This is a genomic window from Paraburkholderia sp. EG286A, from assembly GCF_040965375.1.
Classification (GTDB): Bacteria; Pseudomonadota; Gammaproteobacteria; order Burkholderiales; family Burkholderiaceae; genus Paraburkholderia.
Genome location: NZ_JBFRCB010000001.1, coordinates 154,239 through 170,540, shown reverse-complemented (window position 1 = coordinate 170,540; position 16,302 = coordinate 154,239). Strand labels below are relative to the sequence as shown.

The following is a 16,302-nucleotide window of genomic DNA, read 5'->3' as shown; positions in this document are numbered from 1 at the left end:
CCAGACGCCGAAAGAGCGCAAGACGATGAACGAACCGCAAGCCGCCCAACGCCTGTCCGCGCCCGCCGCCGAGCGCAACGCCGCGCCGATCCTGGAGGTGCTGCGCGGCGCGCTGCCCGCGCGGGGCACCGTGCTCGAAATCGCGAGCGGTACCGGCCAGCATGCCGTCCACTTCGCGGCCGCGTTTCCCGGCCTCGCCTGGCAGCCGAGCGACGCCGACGCGCGCGCCCGCGCCTCGATCGACGCCTGGCGCGAGCACTCGGGTCTCGCCAACCTGCGCGCGCCGCTCGATCTCGACGTGCGCCGCGAGCCCTGGCCGATCGACGCGGTGGACGCCATCGTCTGCATCAACATGATTCACATCGCGCCATGGGCAGCGGCGCAAGCGCTCATGCAAGGCGCGGGCGCGCGCGTTGCTACGGGTGGAGCGCTCGTGCTCTACGGGCCGTACCGGCGCGCAGGCGCGCACACGGCGCCGAGCAACGAGGCCTTCGACGCCGACTTGCGCGCGCGCGACCCGTCCTGGGGCGTGCGCGACATGGAGGACGTGGAGGCGCTGGCCCAGGCGCAAGGCTTCGAGTGCGAAGCGCGCGTGCCGATGCCCGCGAACAATTTCAGCCTGGTGTTCCGAAAACGCTAAGCAGTCGGCAAACGTCCGGCGCGCATGCGCGCGTTCGCGCAGCGCCGCTACGTTTCCCTTATGCTTGCACGGTTGGCGCCCCGTTGCGGCGCCGTCAATGAATGAAGTGGAGAAACAACATGAGCAAACAGCCAATCGGCGTTGTAGGTCTGGCCGTGATGGGTAGCAATCTGGCGCTCAACATCGAAAGCCGCGGCCACGCGGTCTCGGTGTTCAATCGCAGCCGCGCCCGAACCGACGAGCTGATCGTCGAGTATCCGGATCGCAAGCTCGTGCCGGCGTACACGCTCGAAGAGTTCGTGGATTCGCTGGAAAAACCGCGCCGCATCCTGATGATGGTGAAGGCCGGCGCGCCCACCGACGACACCATCGCCGCGCTCAAGCCGCTGCTGGAGAAGGGCGACATCCTGATCGACGGCGGCAACACGCACTTCACCGATACCATCCGCCGCAACCAGGAACTCGCGAAGTCGGGCCTGCACTTCATCGGCACGGGCGTGTCGGGCGGCGAGGAAGGCGCGCTCAAGGGCCCGTCGATCATGCCGGGCGGCCAGCGCGATGCTTACGATCTGGTTGCACCGATCCTCACTGAAATCGCCGCGAAGGCGCCGACGGACGGCGAGCCGTGCGTGGCCTACATGGGCCCGGACGGCGCGGGCCATTTCGTGAAGATGGTGCACAACGGCATCGAATACGGCGACATGCAGCTGATCGCCGAAAGCTATGCGGTGCTCAAGCAGGTGCTCGGCCTCTCGAATGAAGAACTGGGCAAGGTCTACACCGAATGGAACGAAGGCGAGCTCGACAGCTACCTGATCGAGATCACCTCGAAGATCTTCGGCAAGAAGGACGAGGAAACGGGCAAGGATCTCGTCGACGTGATTCTCGACCGCGCCGCACAAAAGGGCACCGGCAAGTGGACGAGCCAAAATGCGCTGGATATCGGCGCGCCGCTGCCGCTCATCACCGAAGCCGTGTTCGCGCGCGTGCTCTCGTCGCTCAAGACGCAGCGCGTGGCCGCGAGCAAGGTGCTTGTGGGCCCGGACGCCAAGCCCTTCTCGGGCGACCGCAAGGCGTTCATCGAGTCGGTGCGCCGCGCGCTGTACTTCTCGAAGGTGATTTCGTACGCGCAAGGCTTCTCGCAACTGCGCATGGCTTCGGACGAGTACAAGTGGGACCTGCAATACGGCACGATCGCCAAGATCTTCCGCGCGGGCTGCATCATCCGCGCGCGCTTCCTGCAGAAGATCACGGACGCCTACGCGAAGGACCCGCAGCTCGACAACCTGCTGCTCGATCCCTATTTCCGGGACATCGCGGCCAACTATCAGTCGGCGCTGCGCGACGTGGTGATCCAGGCCGTGAGCGCGGGCGTGCCGGTGCCGGCGTTCTCGTCGGCCATCGCGTACTTCGACGGCTACCGCTCGGAGCGCGTGCCCGCCAACCTCGTGCAGGCGCAGCGCGACTTCTTCGGCGCGCACACGTTCGAGCGCATCGACAAGCCGGGCAGCTTCCACGCCGACTGGTCGTAAGGTCGCAAGACAGAAGGCCGCATTGTCGTTGCGGTCTTTGTTGGAATCGTAAGGTGAGTCCGCCGGACTCACCTTTTTTTATTACCAAAATCGCAATGGTGTTTTGACGAATTAGGGTTTTCCCTAGCGTGACCGGACGCCTACACTGTAATCAATCGCTGACGAACACGGTGTTCCGAAGCGGACATAAAACAGATGGAGGTCCGATCATGAACAAGCTTATCCCCGCAGTTGTCGTTGCCGCCGCTCTTGCCATCCCGGCTATCTCGTTCGCCCAGTCGAGCGAGCAGGGCCTGACCCGCGCCCAGGTGCGCGCGGAACTGGTTCAACTCGAGCACGCTGGCTACAACCCGTCGGCTGACCATGTGAACTACCCGGAAAACCTGCAGGCCGCGCAAGCGCGCGTGAGCCAGGAAAAGCTCGCCGCCGGTGACACCAGCGGTTACGGCGCACCGGCAGTCGGCACGTCGCAGTCGGGTGCCGCGGTGCAACCGGCGCAAGTTGCCCCGAACCAGCGCATTTACTTCGGCCACTAAGCCCTGACCGAACGGAACCGCTTCAGGCGGTTCCGGCAAGCTACCCCCTGTAGTGAGTTGTCGCTGTACGCAGTCAGTAGTTGCAGCAGAAGAGAGCAGCGAGTGCAGTAGAAGTTGCAGTTGCAATACGCAGTGAGTGGTTGCGGTAGAAGTTGCAGTTGTAATACGCAGAGAGTGGTTGCCGTAGAAGTCGTAGTTGCTGTAGTTGCTGAAGTTGCTGTAGTTGCAATACGCAGAGAGTGGTTGCAGTAGAAGGTGCAGTTCGCAGTGTGCAGTTGCAATACGCAGTACGCAGTAGCTGAGTTGTTGCAGTCAGGAAGTTGCAGTATGCAGAGAGCAGAAGGTAGTTGAAGTTGGCTGGCGCAGTGAGAGGTGCAGCCGTGCAGTTGCAGTACGCAGAACGCAGTAGGCAGTACGTTGTTGCAAGGCAGTCCAGCACGGGCCGGTTCTCCACCGGCCCGTACTTTTTTGTGGCGCGCTTTGTCCATATCTAAGGACGCCATATCAAACATTGACGGGTCCGAACGTCACTCCTATGATCGGGCGGCAGTTTCCCTGAAGTTGCTTCGCTACAGGAGACGCCCCGCCATGACCCGCTCCACCCGCAAGCCCTTGCGCAGCCAGGCCTGGTTCGGCAAAGCCGACAAGGACGGCTTCATTCACCGCTCGTGGATGAAGAATCAGGGCATCCCTCACGACGCGTTCGACGGCCGTCCCGTCATCGGCATCTGCAATACGTGGTCGGAACTCACGCCGTGCAACGCGCATTTTCGCGAACTCGCGGAGTACGTGAAAAAAGGCGTGTACGAAGCCGGCGGTCTGCCGCTCGAATTTCCCGTCATGTCGCTCGGCGAATCGAACCTGCGGCCCACCGCGATGCTGTTTCGCAATCTCGCGTCCATGGACGTCGAGGAGTCGATTCGCGGCAATCCGATCGACGGCACGATTCTGCTCGTCGGTTGCGACAAGACCACGCCGGCCTTGCTGATGGGCGCGGCGTCGTGCAACTTGCCCGCGCTCGCCGTCTCGGGCGGACCGATGCTCAACGGGCGCTTCCGGGGCCATGAGATCGGCTCGGGCACGGGCGTGTGGCAAATGTCGGAGGAAGTGCGCGCGGGGACGATGTCGCAGGCCGAATTCGTCGAGGCGGAGTCGTGCATGAACCGCTCGCGCGGCCACTGCATGACCATGGGCACGGCGTCCACGATGGCCTCGATGGTCGAGTCGCTCGGCATGGGGCTGCCGCACAACGCGGCCATTCCCGCTGTCGATGCGCGCCGCCAGGTGCTCGCGCAACTCGCCGGGAGGCGCATCGTCGAGATGGTGCGCGAGGACCTTACGATGTCGAAGATCCTGACCCGTGCGGCATTCGAAAACGCGATCCGCACCAACGCGGCCATCGGCGGCTCGACCAACGCCGTCGTGCACCTGATCGCACTCGCGCGGCGCATCGGCGTGCCGCTTTCGCTCGACGACTGGGAACTGGGCTCCGATGTTCCTTGCCTCGTGAATCTGCAGCCTTCCGGCCATTATCTGATGGAGGACTTCTATTACGCGGGCGGCCTGCCTGCGGTGCTGCGGCAACTGGGCGAGCAAGGGCTGCTGCATCGGGACGCGTTGACGGTCAACGGTAAATCCATCTGGGAAAACGTGGCCGACGCGCCGAACTACAACGCGGAAGTCATTACCTCGTTTGCGCAGCCGTTCAAGCCCAAAGCCGGCATCGCTGTGCTCAAGGGCAATCTCGCGCCCGACGGCGCGGTCATCAAGCCTTCGGCCGCCACGCCCGCGCTATTGCGTCATCGCGGCCGCGCGGTGGTGTTCGAGAACGTCGAGGAACTGCACGCGAAGGTCGACGACGATTCGCTCGATATCGACGAGCATTGCATCATGGTCCTCAAGGGCGCCGGGCCGAAGGGCTATCCGGGCTTCGCCGAGGTTGGCAACATGCCGTTGCCGAAGAAGGTGCTGCAAAAGGGCATTACCGACATGGTGCGCATTTCGGACGGCCGCATGAGCGGCACGGCGTATGGCGCGGTCGTGCTGCACGTGTCGCCAGAAGCGGCGGCGGGCGGTCCGCTCGCACTCGTGCGCACGGGCGACATGATCGAGCTGGACGTCGCGGCGCGGCGTCTGCATCTGGAAGTCTCCGACGCAGAACTCGCGCGCCGCAAGACAGAATGGCAGGCGCCCGAGCTGCCCGAGCGCGGCTATTACCGGCTTTACGTCGAACACGTGCTGCAGGCCGACAAGGGCGCCGACCTGGACTTTCTTGTCGGCGCGAGCGGCGCGGCCGTGCCGCGCGACTCCCACTGAGCGCGCCGGAGCACGCGATGGGCGCGCCAGCCAAAGCCGCCGGTGCCATCGCCGGCATCTACCCGATCCTCTATGCGTTCTTCGATCGCAATACCCGTCTCGACCGCGCCGCCATGCGGCGCCAGGTCGAAGCGGCCGTGCGCGGCGGCGCGCCGGGCATCGCGGTGCTCGGGCTCGCGACCGAGGTCAACAAGCTTTCGCGCGCCGAACGCGAACAGGTGATCGACTGGGCCCAGGAGGACAGCGGCGGCGCGCTGCCGCTTGCCGTCACGGTGAGCGGTCCCACGGTGCAGGCGCAGCGCGAATTCGCGCAACACGCGATCGGGCGCGGCGCGGCATGGCTGATCCTCCAGCCGCCCGCGCGCGCTCAAGGCGAGCCTGCGCAACCCGAATCGTTCTACTTCGACTTCTTCGCTGGCGTGATGGCGGGGCTCGACGTGACGGTCGGCATCCAGAACGCGCCGGAGTATCTGGGCGTCGGGCTCGCGCCGGGCAGTTTGCGCGCGCTCGCCGCGCAATGCCCGAACTTTCGCGTGCTCAAGGGCGAAGGCCCGGCGGTGACGATCGCCGAAACGATCGCGCAGATCGGCGACCTGATGCCCGTGCTCAACGGCCGCGGCGGCCTGGAATTGCTCGACAACCTGCGCGCGGGCTGCGCGGGCATGATCGTCGCGCCCGATTGCTTCGACTGGCAGCAGCAGGTGTACGCCGCGTATTGCGCAGGCGATCTCGAGCGCGCACAAGCCCTGTACCAGCAGGTGCTGCCCGCCATCGTCTTCGTCATGCAGTCGCTCGATACGCTGATTTGCTACGGCAAGCGCATCGCGGCATGGCGCATGGGCCTCGACGTCGAGCATGAGCGCGACGTGAAGCTGGCGCCGAGCCGCTTCGGCCTCGAAGCCGCCCGGCGATTCGCGCGGCAACTGGGCCCGCTCGCGTGATCACCGCGCATGCAGATGGGGCACGCCCTCGCTCGTCGCGACCTTGAGCTGATGCAGCGCCCGGTGGGCCTTGTTCAACTGGGCCTGCGCGGCGATGCGCTGCGCCTCCAGCTGAGCGACGTCCTTTCGTATCTGGTGCTGGCGGCCCGTCACCGTCTGTTCCTGTTCCGCATGGCGCTGCAGGTCCACGCGCAGGCGTTCGGCCTGGGCTTCCGACTCTTCGATCTGCCGCGTGAGTTCCGCGTTTTGCGCGACGAGTTGCACGCGGCGCGTTTCGCCGTCGGCGAGGCGCGTGGCTTGCTCCTGCATCAGGTGAAACGCCGAGCCGGCCGCGTCGAGGTCGTTGGCTTTCAGCGCGCGCCACAGTACGCTTTCCTGATGGAGCGCGACGAAGTAGCCGAGCGTGGGCGGATGGAAGAAGAGGCTGACCGTATACGCGAAGCAGCGGAAGACGCGGAACGTCATCAACTCGTCGGCGGCGTGGAGGGCTTCGAATGCGGCGCCGTCGGCGATCTGCACCGGGCGGCCGTTCAGGTGCGCGGGCATCACCGGTACCGGATGGAGCGTGGACACTGGCCGGGGACCGCCGGCGCCTTCGGGCTGCATGGCCGCGCCCGCGGCCGGCTCTGCGCGAGATTCGATCTCGACGGGGGGCTCAGGCGGCGTCACGGTGGGCTCGGATTTGGATTGCGGGACGCGGCTCGCGGCTTCGCTTGCGACGGCGCGCTGCGTGGCGGCATCATGGGCGACGGCCAGGATTCGTGATGGTGCGCCAGAGAGCGCGGCGTTACGGCGGTTCAAAATGGATTTCACGGCGGTTCCCCCAGTTTGGCGCGCCAAAAACAAGGCGCTCCGCGCGCGGCAGCGTGGCATACGGGCGCCGGCGCGCAGGCAAATGGGGCGGGCGATGCGGGTAGGGCGCCGTCCGCTCCGGGTTCGCGTACTAGTGAAGCAGGCGCGGCCGGCGTGCGATGTCGTCGAAGAGCGCACGCCCGGGCTCGAGCGCGAAAAGCCAGGTTTCGTCATAGCCGCTCAGCGTGTCGAGCGCATCGCGCAGGCGCTCGATGACTACGGCGGGAATTTCCACGGACGCCTCGGTGGCGCCGGAAAGCCGTGCGATGCTGGCGTGCTGGACCAGTTCGTCGGCGGCTTCGGCCACGTCGGCCGCAAAGATGAGATGGTTGTTCAACAATTCGACGAGGCCCGGCGACGACGTGACATCTTCGACGTTGAGCTGCAGCGAAAGAAAGGTGGCTTTGTTCATTCTCGGATCCCTCAGGGCCATGGGACTGCAGCGAGAGGCCTTTCATCTGATTATCGGGTGACGCGTGAACCAGTATAGGCGTTGACCCGCGCAAACGCAGGCCGGGCGAGCATGCCGGCGAAAAAAGGCGGCTGGAGCATGAACGATATAATGGGGGACGTTCGCCATTTCCGGCTTATTCCGTCTTCATTCGCGCGGAAGGTGGCGCGCAAGCGAACGCCTGCGGCCCGCCGCGCACTCCACATGCGTATTTTTTCGTCATACGCGAGGACCAAGCGAGGAACAGCAAGATGAATCGACAACGGCGAAACCCGGGCGCGTATGCGGCGCTGGCCGCCCTCACGCTCGTCTGCAGCGCCTGTAGCAGCACCTTCGCGCCCTGGGAATCCCAAAGCGCGCCCCCCATGTCCACGAGCGGCGTGCCCGCGGGCTACTACCGCGTCAATCCGGGCGACACGCTCTCGCGCGTGGCCGGGGCTTTCGGCCAGCGTCCCCAGGACATCGCGAGCTGGAACCAGCTGCCTTCCGCCAACGCCCAGCTGCTGCCGGGCCAGGTGCTGCGCGTCGCGCCCCCGCCCAACTACGCAGCGGCTGCGCCGCAGGCGCAGATGCCTGGCGGCGCGCCCGCCGCCGCCGGCGTCGCCATGCCGGCGCCCGTCGCACCCAGCATCGCGCTCGCGTGGCCTGCGCGCGGGCCGATCCTGCAGCGCTTCGTGCCGGGCAAGTCCACCGGCATCGTGATCGGCGGCACGCCCGGCGAGGAGGTCAAGGCCGCCGCCGCTGGCCGCGTGGTCTACGCGGGCACGGGGATCGAGGCCTACGGGCCGCTCGTGATCATCAAGCACAACGACCAGGTCGTGACGGCCTATGGCCGCAACGGCAAGCTGCTCGTGAAGGAAGACGACGCCGTCTCGCAAGGCCAGCCGATCGCGGAAATGGGCACCGGCGGCGTTCAGTTCGAAGTCCGTAGCGACGGCAAGCCCGTCGATCCGCTGCCGCTGCTCGCGCACTAGCCACGGCGAAAGCGCGCTCTGCGCCCGGCCCGGCATTGCGCTGGGCCGCCGTTTGAAAATACACTCGATGGTTCCCACGCCGCGCGGCGCGCGCCTGACCAGGCGCGCGCCAGTGCGTCCCGCGCGTGCTTCAACCACGAGGATTTCATCGCAATGATCGACCTGCGCAGCGACACCGTCACCCGTCCGAGCGAAGCCATGCTCGCCGCCATGACCCGCGCCGAAACCGGCGACGACGTATGGGGCGACGACCCGACCGTGCTGCGCCTGCAGGCGCGCGTGGCGCAAGAGGCGGGCAAGGAGGCGGGACTCTTCTTCCCGAGCGGCACGCAGAGCAACCTCGCCGCGCTGATGGCGCATTGCGCGCGCGGCGACGAGTACATCGTCGGCCAGGCGGCCCACACCTATAAGTACGAGGGCGGCGGCGCGGCCGTGCTGGGCAGCATCCAGCCGCAGCCGCTCGACAACGCCGAGGACGGCTCGATCCCGCTCGAGCGCATCGCCGCGGCGATCAAGCCGATCGACGACCACTTCGCGCGCACGCGCCTGCTCGCGCTCGAAAACACCATCGGCGGCAAGGTGCTGCCGGCGGATTACGTCGCGAAGGCCACGCAGCTCGCGCATGAGCGCGGGCTCGCCACGCACCTCGACGGTGCACGCGTGTACAACGCGGCGGTCGCCTCGGGCCAGCCGCTCGAGGCGCTCACGGCGGGCTTCGACTCGGTGTCGATCTGCTTTTCGAAGGGCTTGGGCACGCCGGTGGGGTCGGTGCTGGTGGGCAGCCGCGCGCTCATCGACGCGGCGCATCGCTGGCGCAAGGTGCTGGGCGGCGGCATGCGCCAGTCGGGCGTGCTCGCGGCCGCGTGCCTTTACGCGCTCGATCACAACGTCGCGCGTCTCGCCGACGACCATGCGAACGCCGCGCGTCTCGCCGCCGGTCTCGCGCAGATCGAGCAGGTGAAGGTGATGTCGCAGGCCACGAACATGGTGTTCGTGCAGTTCCCGCAGGAGCACTGCGCGCCGCTGGAGGCGTATCTCAAGGAGCGCGGCATCCTCACGCAGATGCTGTACGCGTCGCGCTTCGTCACGCACCTCGACGTGACGGCCGCCGATATCGACACGTTCGTGGCGGCGGTGAAGGGCTACTTCGCGCGATAAGCCAGTAAGCGGGCCGGCAAAGGCGCGCTTTTCCCGCGTGCCTTTGCCTCAGACCTCAGCGGCCCGTACGGCCCGCGTCAACCGCATCACCCGCGCTGCACCGCCCGGTGCGACGGCGCGAACAGCCGCAGCCCGCTCGCAATGGCCGCCGCGCCCGCAAAGGCGCAGCCAAGGCCCAGGGCGAGCGTCGGGCCGTGCCGGCCCACGATCCCGAAGCACAGCGCCACCAACGCCGCGCCCGTGGTCTGCCCGAGCAGACGCGAGACCGCGATGGTGCCGCTCGCGCCGCCGCTGCGCTCGGGCGGCGCGCTCGCCATGATCGCCCGCAGGTTGGGCGACTGGAAAAAGCCGAAGCCCGCGCCGCAGATCGCCATGCGCACGACGATGTCCGTCACCGAGGGGTGCGCGGGCAGCAGCGCCAGCGACGCCATGCCCGCCGAGAGAATGGCGAGCCCGATCGCGCCGAGCAGGCCCGGCGGATAGCGGTCGGAGAGGCGTCCCGCAATCGGCGCGGCGGCGGCCACGACCACGGGCCAGGGCGTCATCAGGAAGCCGGTCTCCACCTGGCTGCGCATCAGCACGGTTTCGAAATAGAACGGCAGCGAGACGAACGCGAGGCCCTGCGCCGCGAACGAGCAGATCGCGGTGACCGACGAAAGCGCGAAAACCGGCCGGCGGAACAGGTCCACAGGCAGCATGGGCGCGGGATGCCCGGCCTCGCGCCGGATCAGCAGCGCGCCGAACACCAGCGCGACGACGGCCGCAATGCCCACTTCCATGCCGGGCGCGCGCTGCGCGGCCTCGCCGAGCGCGAAGATCAGCGCCGCGAACGTGATGACGTTGAGTACCGCCGCGACGGGATCGAAGGCGTGCTTGCCGCGCGCCGTCTGCGGCAGCGCGGGCAGCGCGAACACGAGCGCGAGCACGCCGAGCGGCACGTTGATCGCGAAGAGCCACGGCCAGGTGCCCGCGGAGAGGATCAGCGAGGCCATGGTCGGACCGACGGCGAACGAAACGCCGACGATCAGCGCATTCATGCCGAGCCCGCGCCCGAGCCGGTGCGGCGGGTAGAGAAAGCGGATCAGCGCGGTGTTCACGCTCATGATGGCGCTCGCGCCGAGCCCCTGCAGCACGCGCGCCCCGGCGAGCGCGGTGAGCGTGGGTGCGAGCGCGCAGGCGAGCGAGGCGACCGTGAAGATCGCGAGGCCGCTGATATAGATGCGCCGGTGGCCGATGATGTCGCCGAGCGCGGCGAGCGGCAGCAAGGTGGCGACCATCGCGAGCTGGTACGCGTTGATGATCCACACCGAGGCGGCGGGGGCCGCATGCAGGTCGGTGGCGATGGCCGGCAGCGCGGTGTTGGCGATCGCGGTGTCGAGCGTGGCGAGCGCGACGGCCAGCATCACCGCGCCCATGGCGCGGCGGTTCTTCGCGGACATCGGCGCGTCGGGCGGCTCGGTATTGTGGGTATTGCGGGTTTCGCGCGCCGCGGAAAAGGTTTCGGACAAGGGAGTCTCGGGCGGATGGACGATGAAGGCTGCGGCGCGGGCCGAGCGGACGAATTTTGCGATTGTTACAGAGCCCGCCGGGTTCTGCAGGAGACGCTCCAGAGCGTGGGGCGACTGTAAGGCATTGGGTGGCGAGCGCGACTGCCACCGCGCGCCGGCATATCGCAACTAACTGCCAAGCCCGTCACGCGCAGGTGTGGCGCCGCGCTGCGCGCGCGCAACCGTCCGAATGGCAAGGGATCGAGGCGGCCGGCGGGTTCCGCGTGGCTGGCGGCCGCGCTCCGCGCCCGCATGGCGCGCCGCCGCACGCCATTTGAAAATGCACTACTCTGCAAATTGATCTGCGCTCGCTGGCGAGCGGTGCCGGCCATTTCCGCCGTGGCGCCGATGCGTCATCGTTCCGTACCGCCGCGCGCGGCGCAGGCCCGGAACAACCGCGCGCCCTGCACCTTTATGGGCGCGCCGCCATTTCCAGCGCTATGCGTGGGACTGCACCAGGCGCTCTGCACCAGGTGCACTCGACAGGAGTCAATCGATGACAGCCATCGGTCTCGAGTTCGATCAGTTGCAAAGCAGCGTCGAAGCGCTGCGCCGTTCCCTCTCCAATCGCCTGATGTACGGTGTCGGCAAGGACGCCGTGACGGCCCGTCCGCAGGACTGGCTGCACGCCGCGGCGCTCGCCGTGCGCGACCGGCTCGTCGAGCGCTGGATGATCACCACGCGCCGCCAGTACGACCAGGACGTCAAACGCGTCTATTACCTGTCGATGGAATTTCTCATCGGCCGCACGTTCTCGAACGCGCTGATCGCGCTCGGCATCCACGACCAGATGAAAGAGGCGCTGGCGAGCGTGGGCGTCGACATGGACACGGTGCTCGACTACGAGCCCGACGCGGCGCTCGGCAACGGCGGTCTCGGCCGGCTCGCGGCGTGCTTTCTCGATTCGATGGCGACGCTCGGCATTCCGGGCTTCGGCTATGGCATTCGCTACGACTACGGCATGTTCCGTCAGCAGATCGTGAACGGCGAACAGGTCGAAGCGCCCGACTACTGGCTGCGCTATGGCAATCCGTGGGAATTTCCGCGGCCCGAGGTGCAGTACTCCGTGCACTTTGGCGGGCGCACCATGCAGCGCAACGGCAATGTGGAATGGGTCGACACGCAGCACGTGAACGCCATGGCCTACGACACGGTGATTCCCGGCTACGCCACCAGCGCGACCAACACGCTGCGGCTGTGGTCCGCGCGCGCGGATGAAGAACTCGATCTCTCGGCGTTCAACCAGGGCGACTATCAGCGCGCGGTGGAAGCGCGCAACATCTCCGAGAACGTCTCGCGGCTGCTCTATCCCGACGACTCGACGATGGCCGGGCGCGAACTGCGTCTGCGCCAGGAATACTTCTTCGTCTCCGCGACGATGCAGGACCTGATTCGCCGCTACCTGCGCACGCACAGCACGTTCGGGCGCTTCTCCGAAAAGGTCGCGGTGCACCTGAACGACACGCACCCGGTGCTGGCCATTCCCGAGCTGATCCGCCTGCTGGTGGACGTGCATCATCTGCCATGGGACGAGGCGATGAGCCACGTGCGCCGCGTGTTCTCGTACACCAACCACACGCTGATGCCCGAAGCGCTGGAAACCTGGGACATCGAACTATTGGCGCGCCTCCTGCCGCGCCACCTCGAAATCATCTTCGACATCAACGCGGCATTTCTGCGCGAAGCGAGCGACCGCGGCGCACACGACCTCGACCTGATCCGCCGCATCTCGCTCGTGGACGAATATGGCCAGCGCCGCGTACGCATGGCTTATCTCGCGATCGTGGCGAGCCACAAGGTGAACGGCGTGTCGAAGTTGCACTCGCAACTGATGACGCGCGATATCTTCGCCGACTTCGCGCGCCTCTTTCCCGATCGCTTCACCAACGTGACCAACGGCATCACGCCGCGCCGCTGGCTCGCGCAGGCGAGCCCGCCGCTCGCGCACCTCGTGGACGAAGCGATCGGGCCGCGCTGGCGCAGCGATCTCTTCGAACTGGGCGCGCTGCGCAAGCTGCGCGGCGACGCTTCGTTCGAAGCCGCGTTCCGCGCGGCCAAGCGCAGCAACAAGGTGCGTCTCGCACATCGCGCCCTGCAGCGCACGGGCATCGTCTTCAATCCCGACGCGCTGTTCGACATGCAGGTCAAGCGCATTCACGAGTACAAGCGGCAGCTGCTCAACGTGCTGCACGTGATTACGCGCTACAACCGCATTCTCGAAGCGCCCGAGCGCGACTGGGTGCCGCGCGTCGTGCTGTTCGCGGGCAAGGCCGCGTCGGCGTACCGCATGGCGAAGATGATCATCCACCTCATCAACGACGTGGCCGCGAAGATCAACAACGATCCCGTGGTGGGCGACCGGCTCAAGGTGGTGTTCGTGCCGAACTACGGCGTGAGCGTGGCCGAGGTGCTGATTCCCGCGGCGGACCTTTCCGAGCAGATCTCGACGGCGGGCACCGAAGCGTCGGGCACCGGCAACATGAAGCTCGCGCTCAACGGCGCGCTCACCATGGGCACGCTGGACGGCGCGAACATCGAGATCGGCGAGGCCGTGGGGCAGGACAACATCTTCATCTTCGGTCACACGTCCGACCAGGTCGACCAGCTGCGTTGCGCGGGCTACCGGCCGCGCCAGGTCTACGAGGAAAACGCCGAGCTGCGCCGCGCGCTCGACCAGATCCGCACGGGCTTCTTCTCACCGCACGATTCGGCACGCTACACGGACATCTTTCATACGCTCGTGGACTGGGGTGACCACTACCTCGTGCTGGCCGACTATTCTGCCTTCATGGAGGCCCAAGACGCCGCCGACCAGCGCTTCATGGACGTGCCGGCGTGGACCGCGAGCGCGATCGAAAACGTAGCGGGGATGGGGAAGTTCTCGTCGGACCGTGCGATCGCGGAATACGCCCGCGATATCTGGCACGTGAAGTCGATCGAGATGGAGTGAGGGGCGAGCGCCCGCAGTGCTGCCGGCGGTGCTTCCGGCGGTGCTTCCAGCGGGATCAGGGCGCTGCGGGCCGCGTCGTGCCGCCCTCGGCCTGCGCCGTTTGCGCGGCCTTGGCGGTGCGCACGGCTTCCTGCACGCGTTCGAGGAATGCCGGGTCGAGGCTCGTGACCGCTTCGCGCGATTCTCCGCCCGTCACGACGTAGAGCCGGTGCACGGCTTCCTGCCAGAGCCACGCGAGCCAGCCCACCACGATCACCATCACGCCGCACGCGAGACCGGCCGCCGAGCCGAGCACGCCGCCCACGACGGCCCCGGCGGCGCCGACCAGGCTAATCGCGATCGGCACGACGCGGCTGCGCCGCCCGATGACGATACGCACGTCCTCGATGTCGCGCATGGGGAAGACCTGGCCGGCTGCGGAGAGCGCGTTGCGCGTGACCGAGACGGCGGCTTCGTTGAAAGGGAGTTCCATCGGTTCGATAGCTGCGAGGTGAGAGAGCGCAGCGTACCAGAAGCGGGGCCAGGGCGGGGTCGCGGCGGACATAACGTCGCAGGCCGGACGCATGGCGGGTTGGGGCACCTGCCGAAGCCGCTATACTTGCGCGCTTTTAATGCCCCCGTCGGCACCAGGGATTCTCCATGAGCCCACTGCCACGCTGTCCGAAATGCAATTCCGAGTTCACCTACGAAGATGGGGGCGTCTACATCTGCCCGGAGTGTGCGCATGAATGGTCCGGCCAAGCCACTGCCCCGGCCGAAACAGCGGGCAAGGTCTATCGCGATTCGGCCGGCAATGTCCTGCAGGACGGCGATACCGTCACGGTCATCAAGGACCTGAAACTCAAGGGTTCGGGTGGCGTGATCAAGATGGGCACCAAAGTGAAGAACATCCGGCTGGTGGACAGTGACCACGATATCGATTGCAAGATCGACGGCTTCGGCGCCATGAGCCTCAAATCGGAATTCGTCAAGAAGGCGTGACGAAGGGTGGCGTCGCGCATCGACTGCGATAAGCCAAAAAAAAGCGGGGCATCCCAAGGGATGCCCCGTCCGGTAAGGCGCGGCGCGCAGCGTGAGCTGCGGCGCGCCGAGCAGAGCCGGCGCTATGAGTCGCCGGCCGCCGCTGTTGCGTACGTGACGCTGCTTAGAACTTGTGGCGGATACCGACGCGAACCGCGACTTGATCCTGCGAACCCGTGCCCGACGGCTGGAAAATGTTCGAGCCCGAGTCGCCGATCTGCGCCTGAACCTTCTGGCCGTTCGCGAGCGTGCCCGATGCGTCCTGGTACGACACGAGGCCGTAGACGTCGGTGCGCTTGCTGAGCGCGTAGTCGAGCGATGCGTTGACCTGGTTCCAGTGAGCCGTCTGGCTGCCCGAGGTGCGCGAGTACGTGTAGCCGAGCGCAGCCGACATAGCCGGCGTGAAGGCGTACTTGCCGCCTGCTTCGTACGCGTTGTAGAGCGTCGACGAACCGGCGATCGGCGAGAGCAGCGTGTTGGTCCACAGGGCCCACAGCGTTGCCGGACCGACGATGTAACGGGCACCGACACCGTACGAGCGCAGGTCGCGCAGCGTGCCCTGCGGCACGTTGGCGATCGTCGTCGACGTCGACGGCGTGGTCTGGCCCGGGTACGTGAGGTTCGTGTAGGCAGCGCCGATGCTGAACGGGCCGTAGCCGTAGTTCGCGCCGAAGCTGTACGCGCGCGACGAGCCGGCGATCGGGCTGGCCGTCGTGCCCGTTGCCGGTGCGCCGGCGAACGAGGTCGAGTTCGAGAAGCCGTACAGCGCGCCGAACGTGAAGCCCGAGAAGTTCACGCTCTGGAACTTGACCGCGTTGTTGATGCGGCTCGAGGTCAGCTGGTCGACGTCGTTGAAGTGGTAGGCCCAGTTACCCGAAACCGTGTTGCCACCGGTCGAGTACTGCGAGCCGAGCACGTCCGTGCTGAGCGAGTATTGACGGCCGAACGTCAGCGAACCGATGTTCGACTGCGTCAGACCGACGAATGCTTGACGGCCGAACATCGCGCCGCCCTGGCCTGCCGTGCCGTTGCCGCTGTTGAAGCCGTTTTCGAGCACGAAGATCGCCTTCAGGCCGCCGCCCAGGTCTTCCGTGCCGCGCAGGCCCCAACGGCTGCCCTGCGCCACGCCGTCACCGTACGAGAACTGGTGCGAGCTGCCGTTCGTACCGTTCGAGTTCTTCACGTTGCTGATGTAGTTCACACCCGCGTCGATCACGCCGTACAGCGTTACGCTGCTTTGTGCGTGGGCAACGCCTGCGATCGAGGCCAGAATAGCGGTGGTCAGAATTTTCTTTTTCAACTGTTTCTCCGGGTAAAGGACGAGATGACTACTCCGGCCTCTTATGGGCCGGTCAATGTGACGGGCTGCAATTTAAGGGTCGATA

At 66.6% G+C, this 16,302-nt stretch carries 14 protein-coding genes; 9 read left to right on the top strand and 5 right to left on the bottom strand.

Going from position 1 to position 16,302, the window contains the following annotated elements; genetic code table 11:
- Positions 1-25 precede the first annotated feature (25 nt).
- The 5 genes from AB4Y35_RS00805 to AB4Y35_RS00785 all read left to right on the top strand — a co-directional run bounded on the left by AB4Y35_RS00805 (position 26) and on the right by AB4Y35_RS00785 (position 5,965).
- Complete coding sequence (locus tag AB4Y35_RS00805) at positions 26-640, top strand: DUF938 domain-containing protein (RefSeq protein WP_368703810.1); 615 nt, start codon at positions 26-28, stop codon at positions 638-640.
- Between the two features lie 119 nt (positions 641-759).
- The gene (gndA, locus tag AB4Y35_RS00800; protein WP_368702983.1) at positions 760-2,172 is read left to right on the top strand and encodes an NADP-dependent phosphogluconate dehydrogenase; all 1,413 of its coding nucleotides are present in this window, start codon (positions 760-762) and stop codon (positions 2,170-2,172) included.
- A gap of 209 nt (positions 2,173-2,381) precedes the next feature.
- Entirely contained in the window at positions 2,382-2,708 is a 327-nt protein-coding gene (locus AB4Y35_RS00795; RefSeq protein WP_368688609.1) for a DUF4148 domain-containing protein, read from the top strand.
- Between the two features lie 588 nt (positions 2,709-3,296).
- Positions 3,297-5,024 carry an IlvD/Edd family dehydratase gene (locus AB4Y35_RS00790; protein WP_368702982.1) on the top strand — a complete coding sequence of 576 codons (1,728 nt, stop codon included), beginning with the start codon at positions 3,297-3,299 and terminating at the stop codon, positions 5,022-5,024.
- Positions 5,025-5,041: 17 nt separating this feature from the next.
- A complete protein-coding gene (locus AB4Y35_RS00785; protein ID WP_368702981.1) occupies positions 5,042-5,965 on the top strand; it encodes a dihydrodipicolinate synthase family protein in 924 nt (307 codons plus the stop codon).
- On the opposite strand, the gene AB4Y35_RS00780 is transcribed toward AB4Y35_RS00785, so the two are convergent.
- Together AB4Y35_RS00780 and AB4Y35_RS00775 are read right to left on the bottom strand one after the other, a co-directional pair.
- The gene (locus AB4Y35_RS00780) at positions 5,966-6,778 is read right to left on the bottom strand and encodes a DUF2968 domain-containing protein (RefSeq protein WP_368702980.1); all 813 of its coding nucleotides are present in this window, start codon (positions 6,776-6,778) and stop codon (positions 5,966-5,968) included.
- Positions 6,779-6,908: 130 nt separating this feature from the next.
- Positions 6,909-7,229 (bottom strand): hypothetical protein, encoded by a 321-nt coding sequence (locus AB4Y35_RS00775; RefSeq protein ID WP_324161282.1) that lies wholly within the window; start codon positions 7,227-7,229, stop codon positions 6,909-6,911.
- Positions 7,230-7,519: 290 nt separating this feature from the next.
- Here AB4Y35_RS00775 and AB4Y35_RS00770 point away from each other — a divergent pair, with 290 nt between their 5' ends.
- Together AB4Y35_RS00770 and ltaE are read left to right on the top strand one after the other, a co-directional pair.
- A complete protein-coding gene (locus tag AB4Y35_RS00770) occupies positions 7,520-8,242 on the top strand; it encodes a peptidoglycan DD-metalloendopeptidase family protein (protein WP_368702979.1) in 723 nt (240 codons plus the stop codon).
- A 153-nt stretch (positions 8,243-8,395) separates the two neighbouring features.
- Positions 8,396-9,400 carry a low-specificity L-threonine aldolase gene (ltaE, locus tag AB4Y35_RS00765; RefSeq protein ID WP_368702978.1) on the top strand — a complete coding sequence of 335 codons (1,005 nt, stop codon included), beginning with the start codon at positions 8,396-8,398 and terminating at the stop codon, positions 9,398-9,400.
- Between the two features lie 86 nt (positions 9,401-9,486).
- Here ltaE and AB4Y35_RS00760 read toward each other — a convergent pair whose 3' ends face one another.
- Positions 9,487-10,908 (bottom strand): MFS transporter, encoded by a 1,422-nt coding sequence (locus AB4Y35_RS00760; RefSeq protein WP_368702977.1) that lies wholly within the window; start codon positions 10,906-10,908, stop codon positions 9,487-9,489.
- A 535-nt stretch (positions 10,909-11,443) separates the two neighbouring features.
- Between AB4Y35_RS00760 and AB4Y35_RS00755 the strand changes: the two genes are divergently transcribed.
- Positions 11,444-13,897, top strand: a complete 2,454-nt coding sequence (locus AB4Y35_RS00755; protein ID WP_368702976.1) for a glycogen/starch/alpha-glucan phosphorylase — start codon at positions 11,444-11,446, stop codon at positions 13,895-13,897.
- 55 nt (positions 13,898-13,952) lie between these two features.
- On the opposite strand, the gene AB4Y35_RS00750 is transcribed toward AB4Y35_RS00755, so the two are convergent.
- On the bottom strand, positions 13,953-14,369 hold the full coding sequence (locus AB4Y35_RS00750; RefSeq protein ID WP_368702975.1) for a DUF6232 family protein: 417 nt from the start codon (positions 14,367-14,369) through the stop codon (positions 13,953-13,955).
- Between the two features lie 167 nt (positions 14,370-14,536).
- On the opposite strand from AB4Y35_RS00750, the gene AB4Y35_RS00745 reads away from it, so the two are divergent.
- Entirely contained in the window at positions 14,537-14,878 is a 342-nt protein-coding gene (locus AB4Y35_RS00745; protein WP_368702974.1) for a zinc ribbon domain-containing protein YjdM, read from the top strand.
- Between the two features lie 163 nt (positions 14,879-15,041).
- Here the strand turns inward: AB4Y35_RS00745 and AB4Y35_RS00740 are convergent, their stop codons facing one another.
- Positions 15,042-16,217, bottom strand: coding sequence for a porin (locus AB4Y35_RS00740; RefSeq protein ID WP_368702973.1), 1,176 nt, complete (start codon positions 16,215-16,217; stop codon positions 15,042-15,044).
- Positions 16,218-16,302 lie beyond the last annotated feature (85 nt).

Bases quoted from the DNA above. Each gene is read 5' to 3' on its own strand.
- AB4Y35_RS00755 (WP_368702976.1), top strand. From the start codon at position 11,444: ATGACAGCCATCGGTCTCGAGTTCGATCAGTTGCAAAGCAGCGTCGAA.
- AB4Y35_RS00785 (WP_368702981.1), top strand. From the start codon at position 5,042: ATGGGCGCGCCAGCCAAAGCCGCCGGTGCCATCGCCGGCATCTACCCG.
- AB4Y35_RS00750 (WP_368702975.1), bottom strand. From the start codon at position 14,369: ATGGAACTCCCTTTCAACGAAGCCGCCGTCTCGGTCACGCGCAACGCG.
- AB4Y35_RS00770 (WP_368702979.1), top strand. From the start codon at position 7,520: ATGAATCGACAACGGCGAAACCCGGGCGCGTATGCGGCGCTGGCCGCC.
- AB4Y35_RS00745 (WP_368702974.1), top strand. From the start codon at position 14,537: ATGAGCCCACTGCCACGCTGTCCGAAATGCAATTCCGAGTTCACCTAC.
- ltaE (WP_368702978.1), top strand. From the start codon at position 8,396: ATGATCGACCTGCGCAGCGACACCGTCACCCGTCCGAGCGAAGCCATG.
- AB4Y35_RS00795 (WP_368688609.1), top strand. From the start codon at position 2,382: ATGAACAAGCTTATCCCCGCAGTTGTCGTTGCCGCCGCTCTTGCCATC.
- AB4Y35_RS00775 (WP_324161282.1), bottom strand. From the start codon at position 7,229: ATGAACAAAGCCACCTTTCTTTCGCTGCAGCTCAACGTCGAAGATGTC.
- AB4Y35_RS00790 (WP_368702982.1), top strand. From the start codon at position 3,297: ATGACCCGCTCCACCCGCAAGCCCTTGCGCAGCCAGGCCTGGTTCGGC.
- gndA (WP_368702983.1), top strand. From the start codon at position 760: ATGAGCAAACAGCCAATCGGCGTTGTAGGTCTGGCCGTGATGGGTAGC.
- AB4Y35_RS00805 (WP_368703810.1), top strand. From the start codon at position 26: ATGAACGAACCGCAAGCCGCCCAACGCCTGTCCGCGCCCGCCGCCGAG.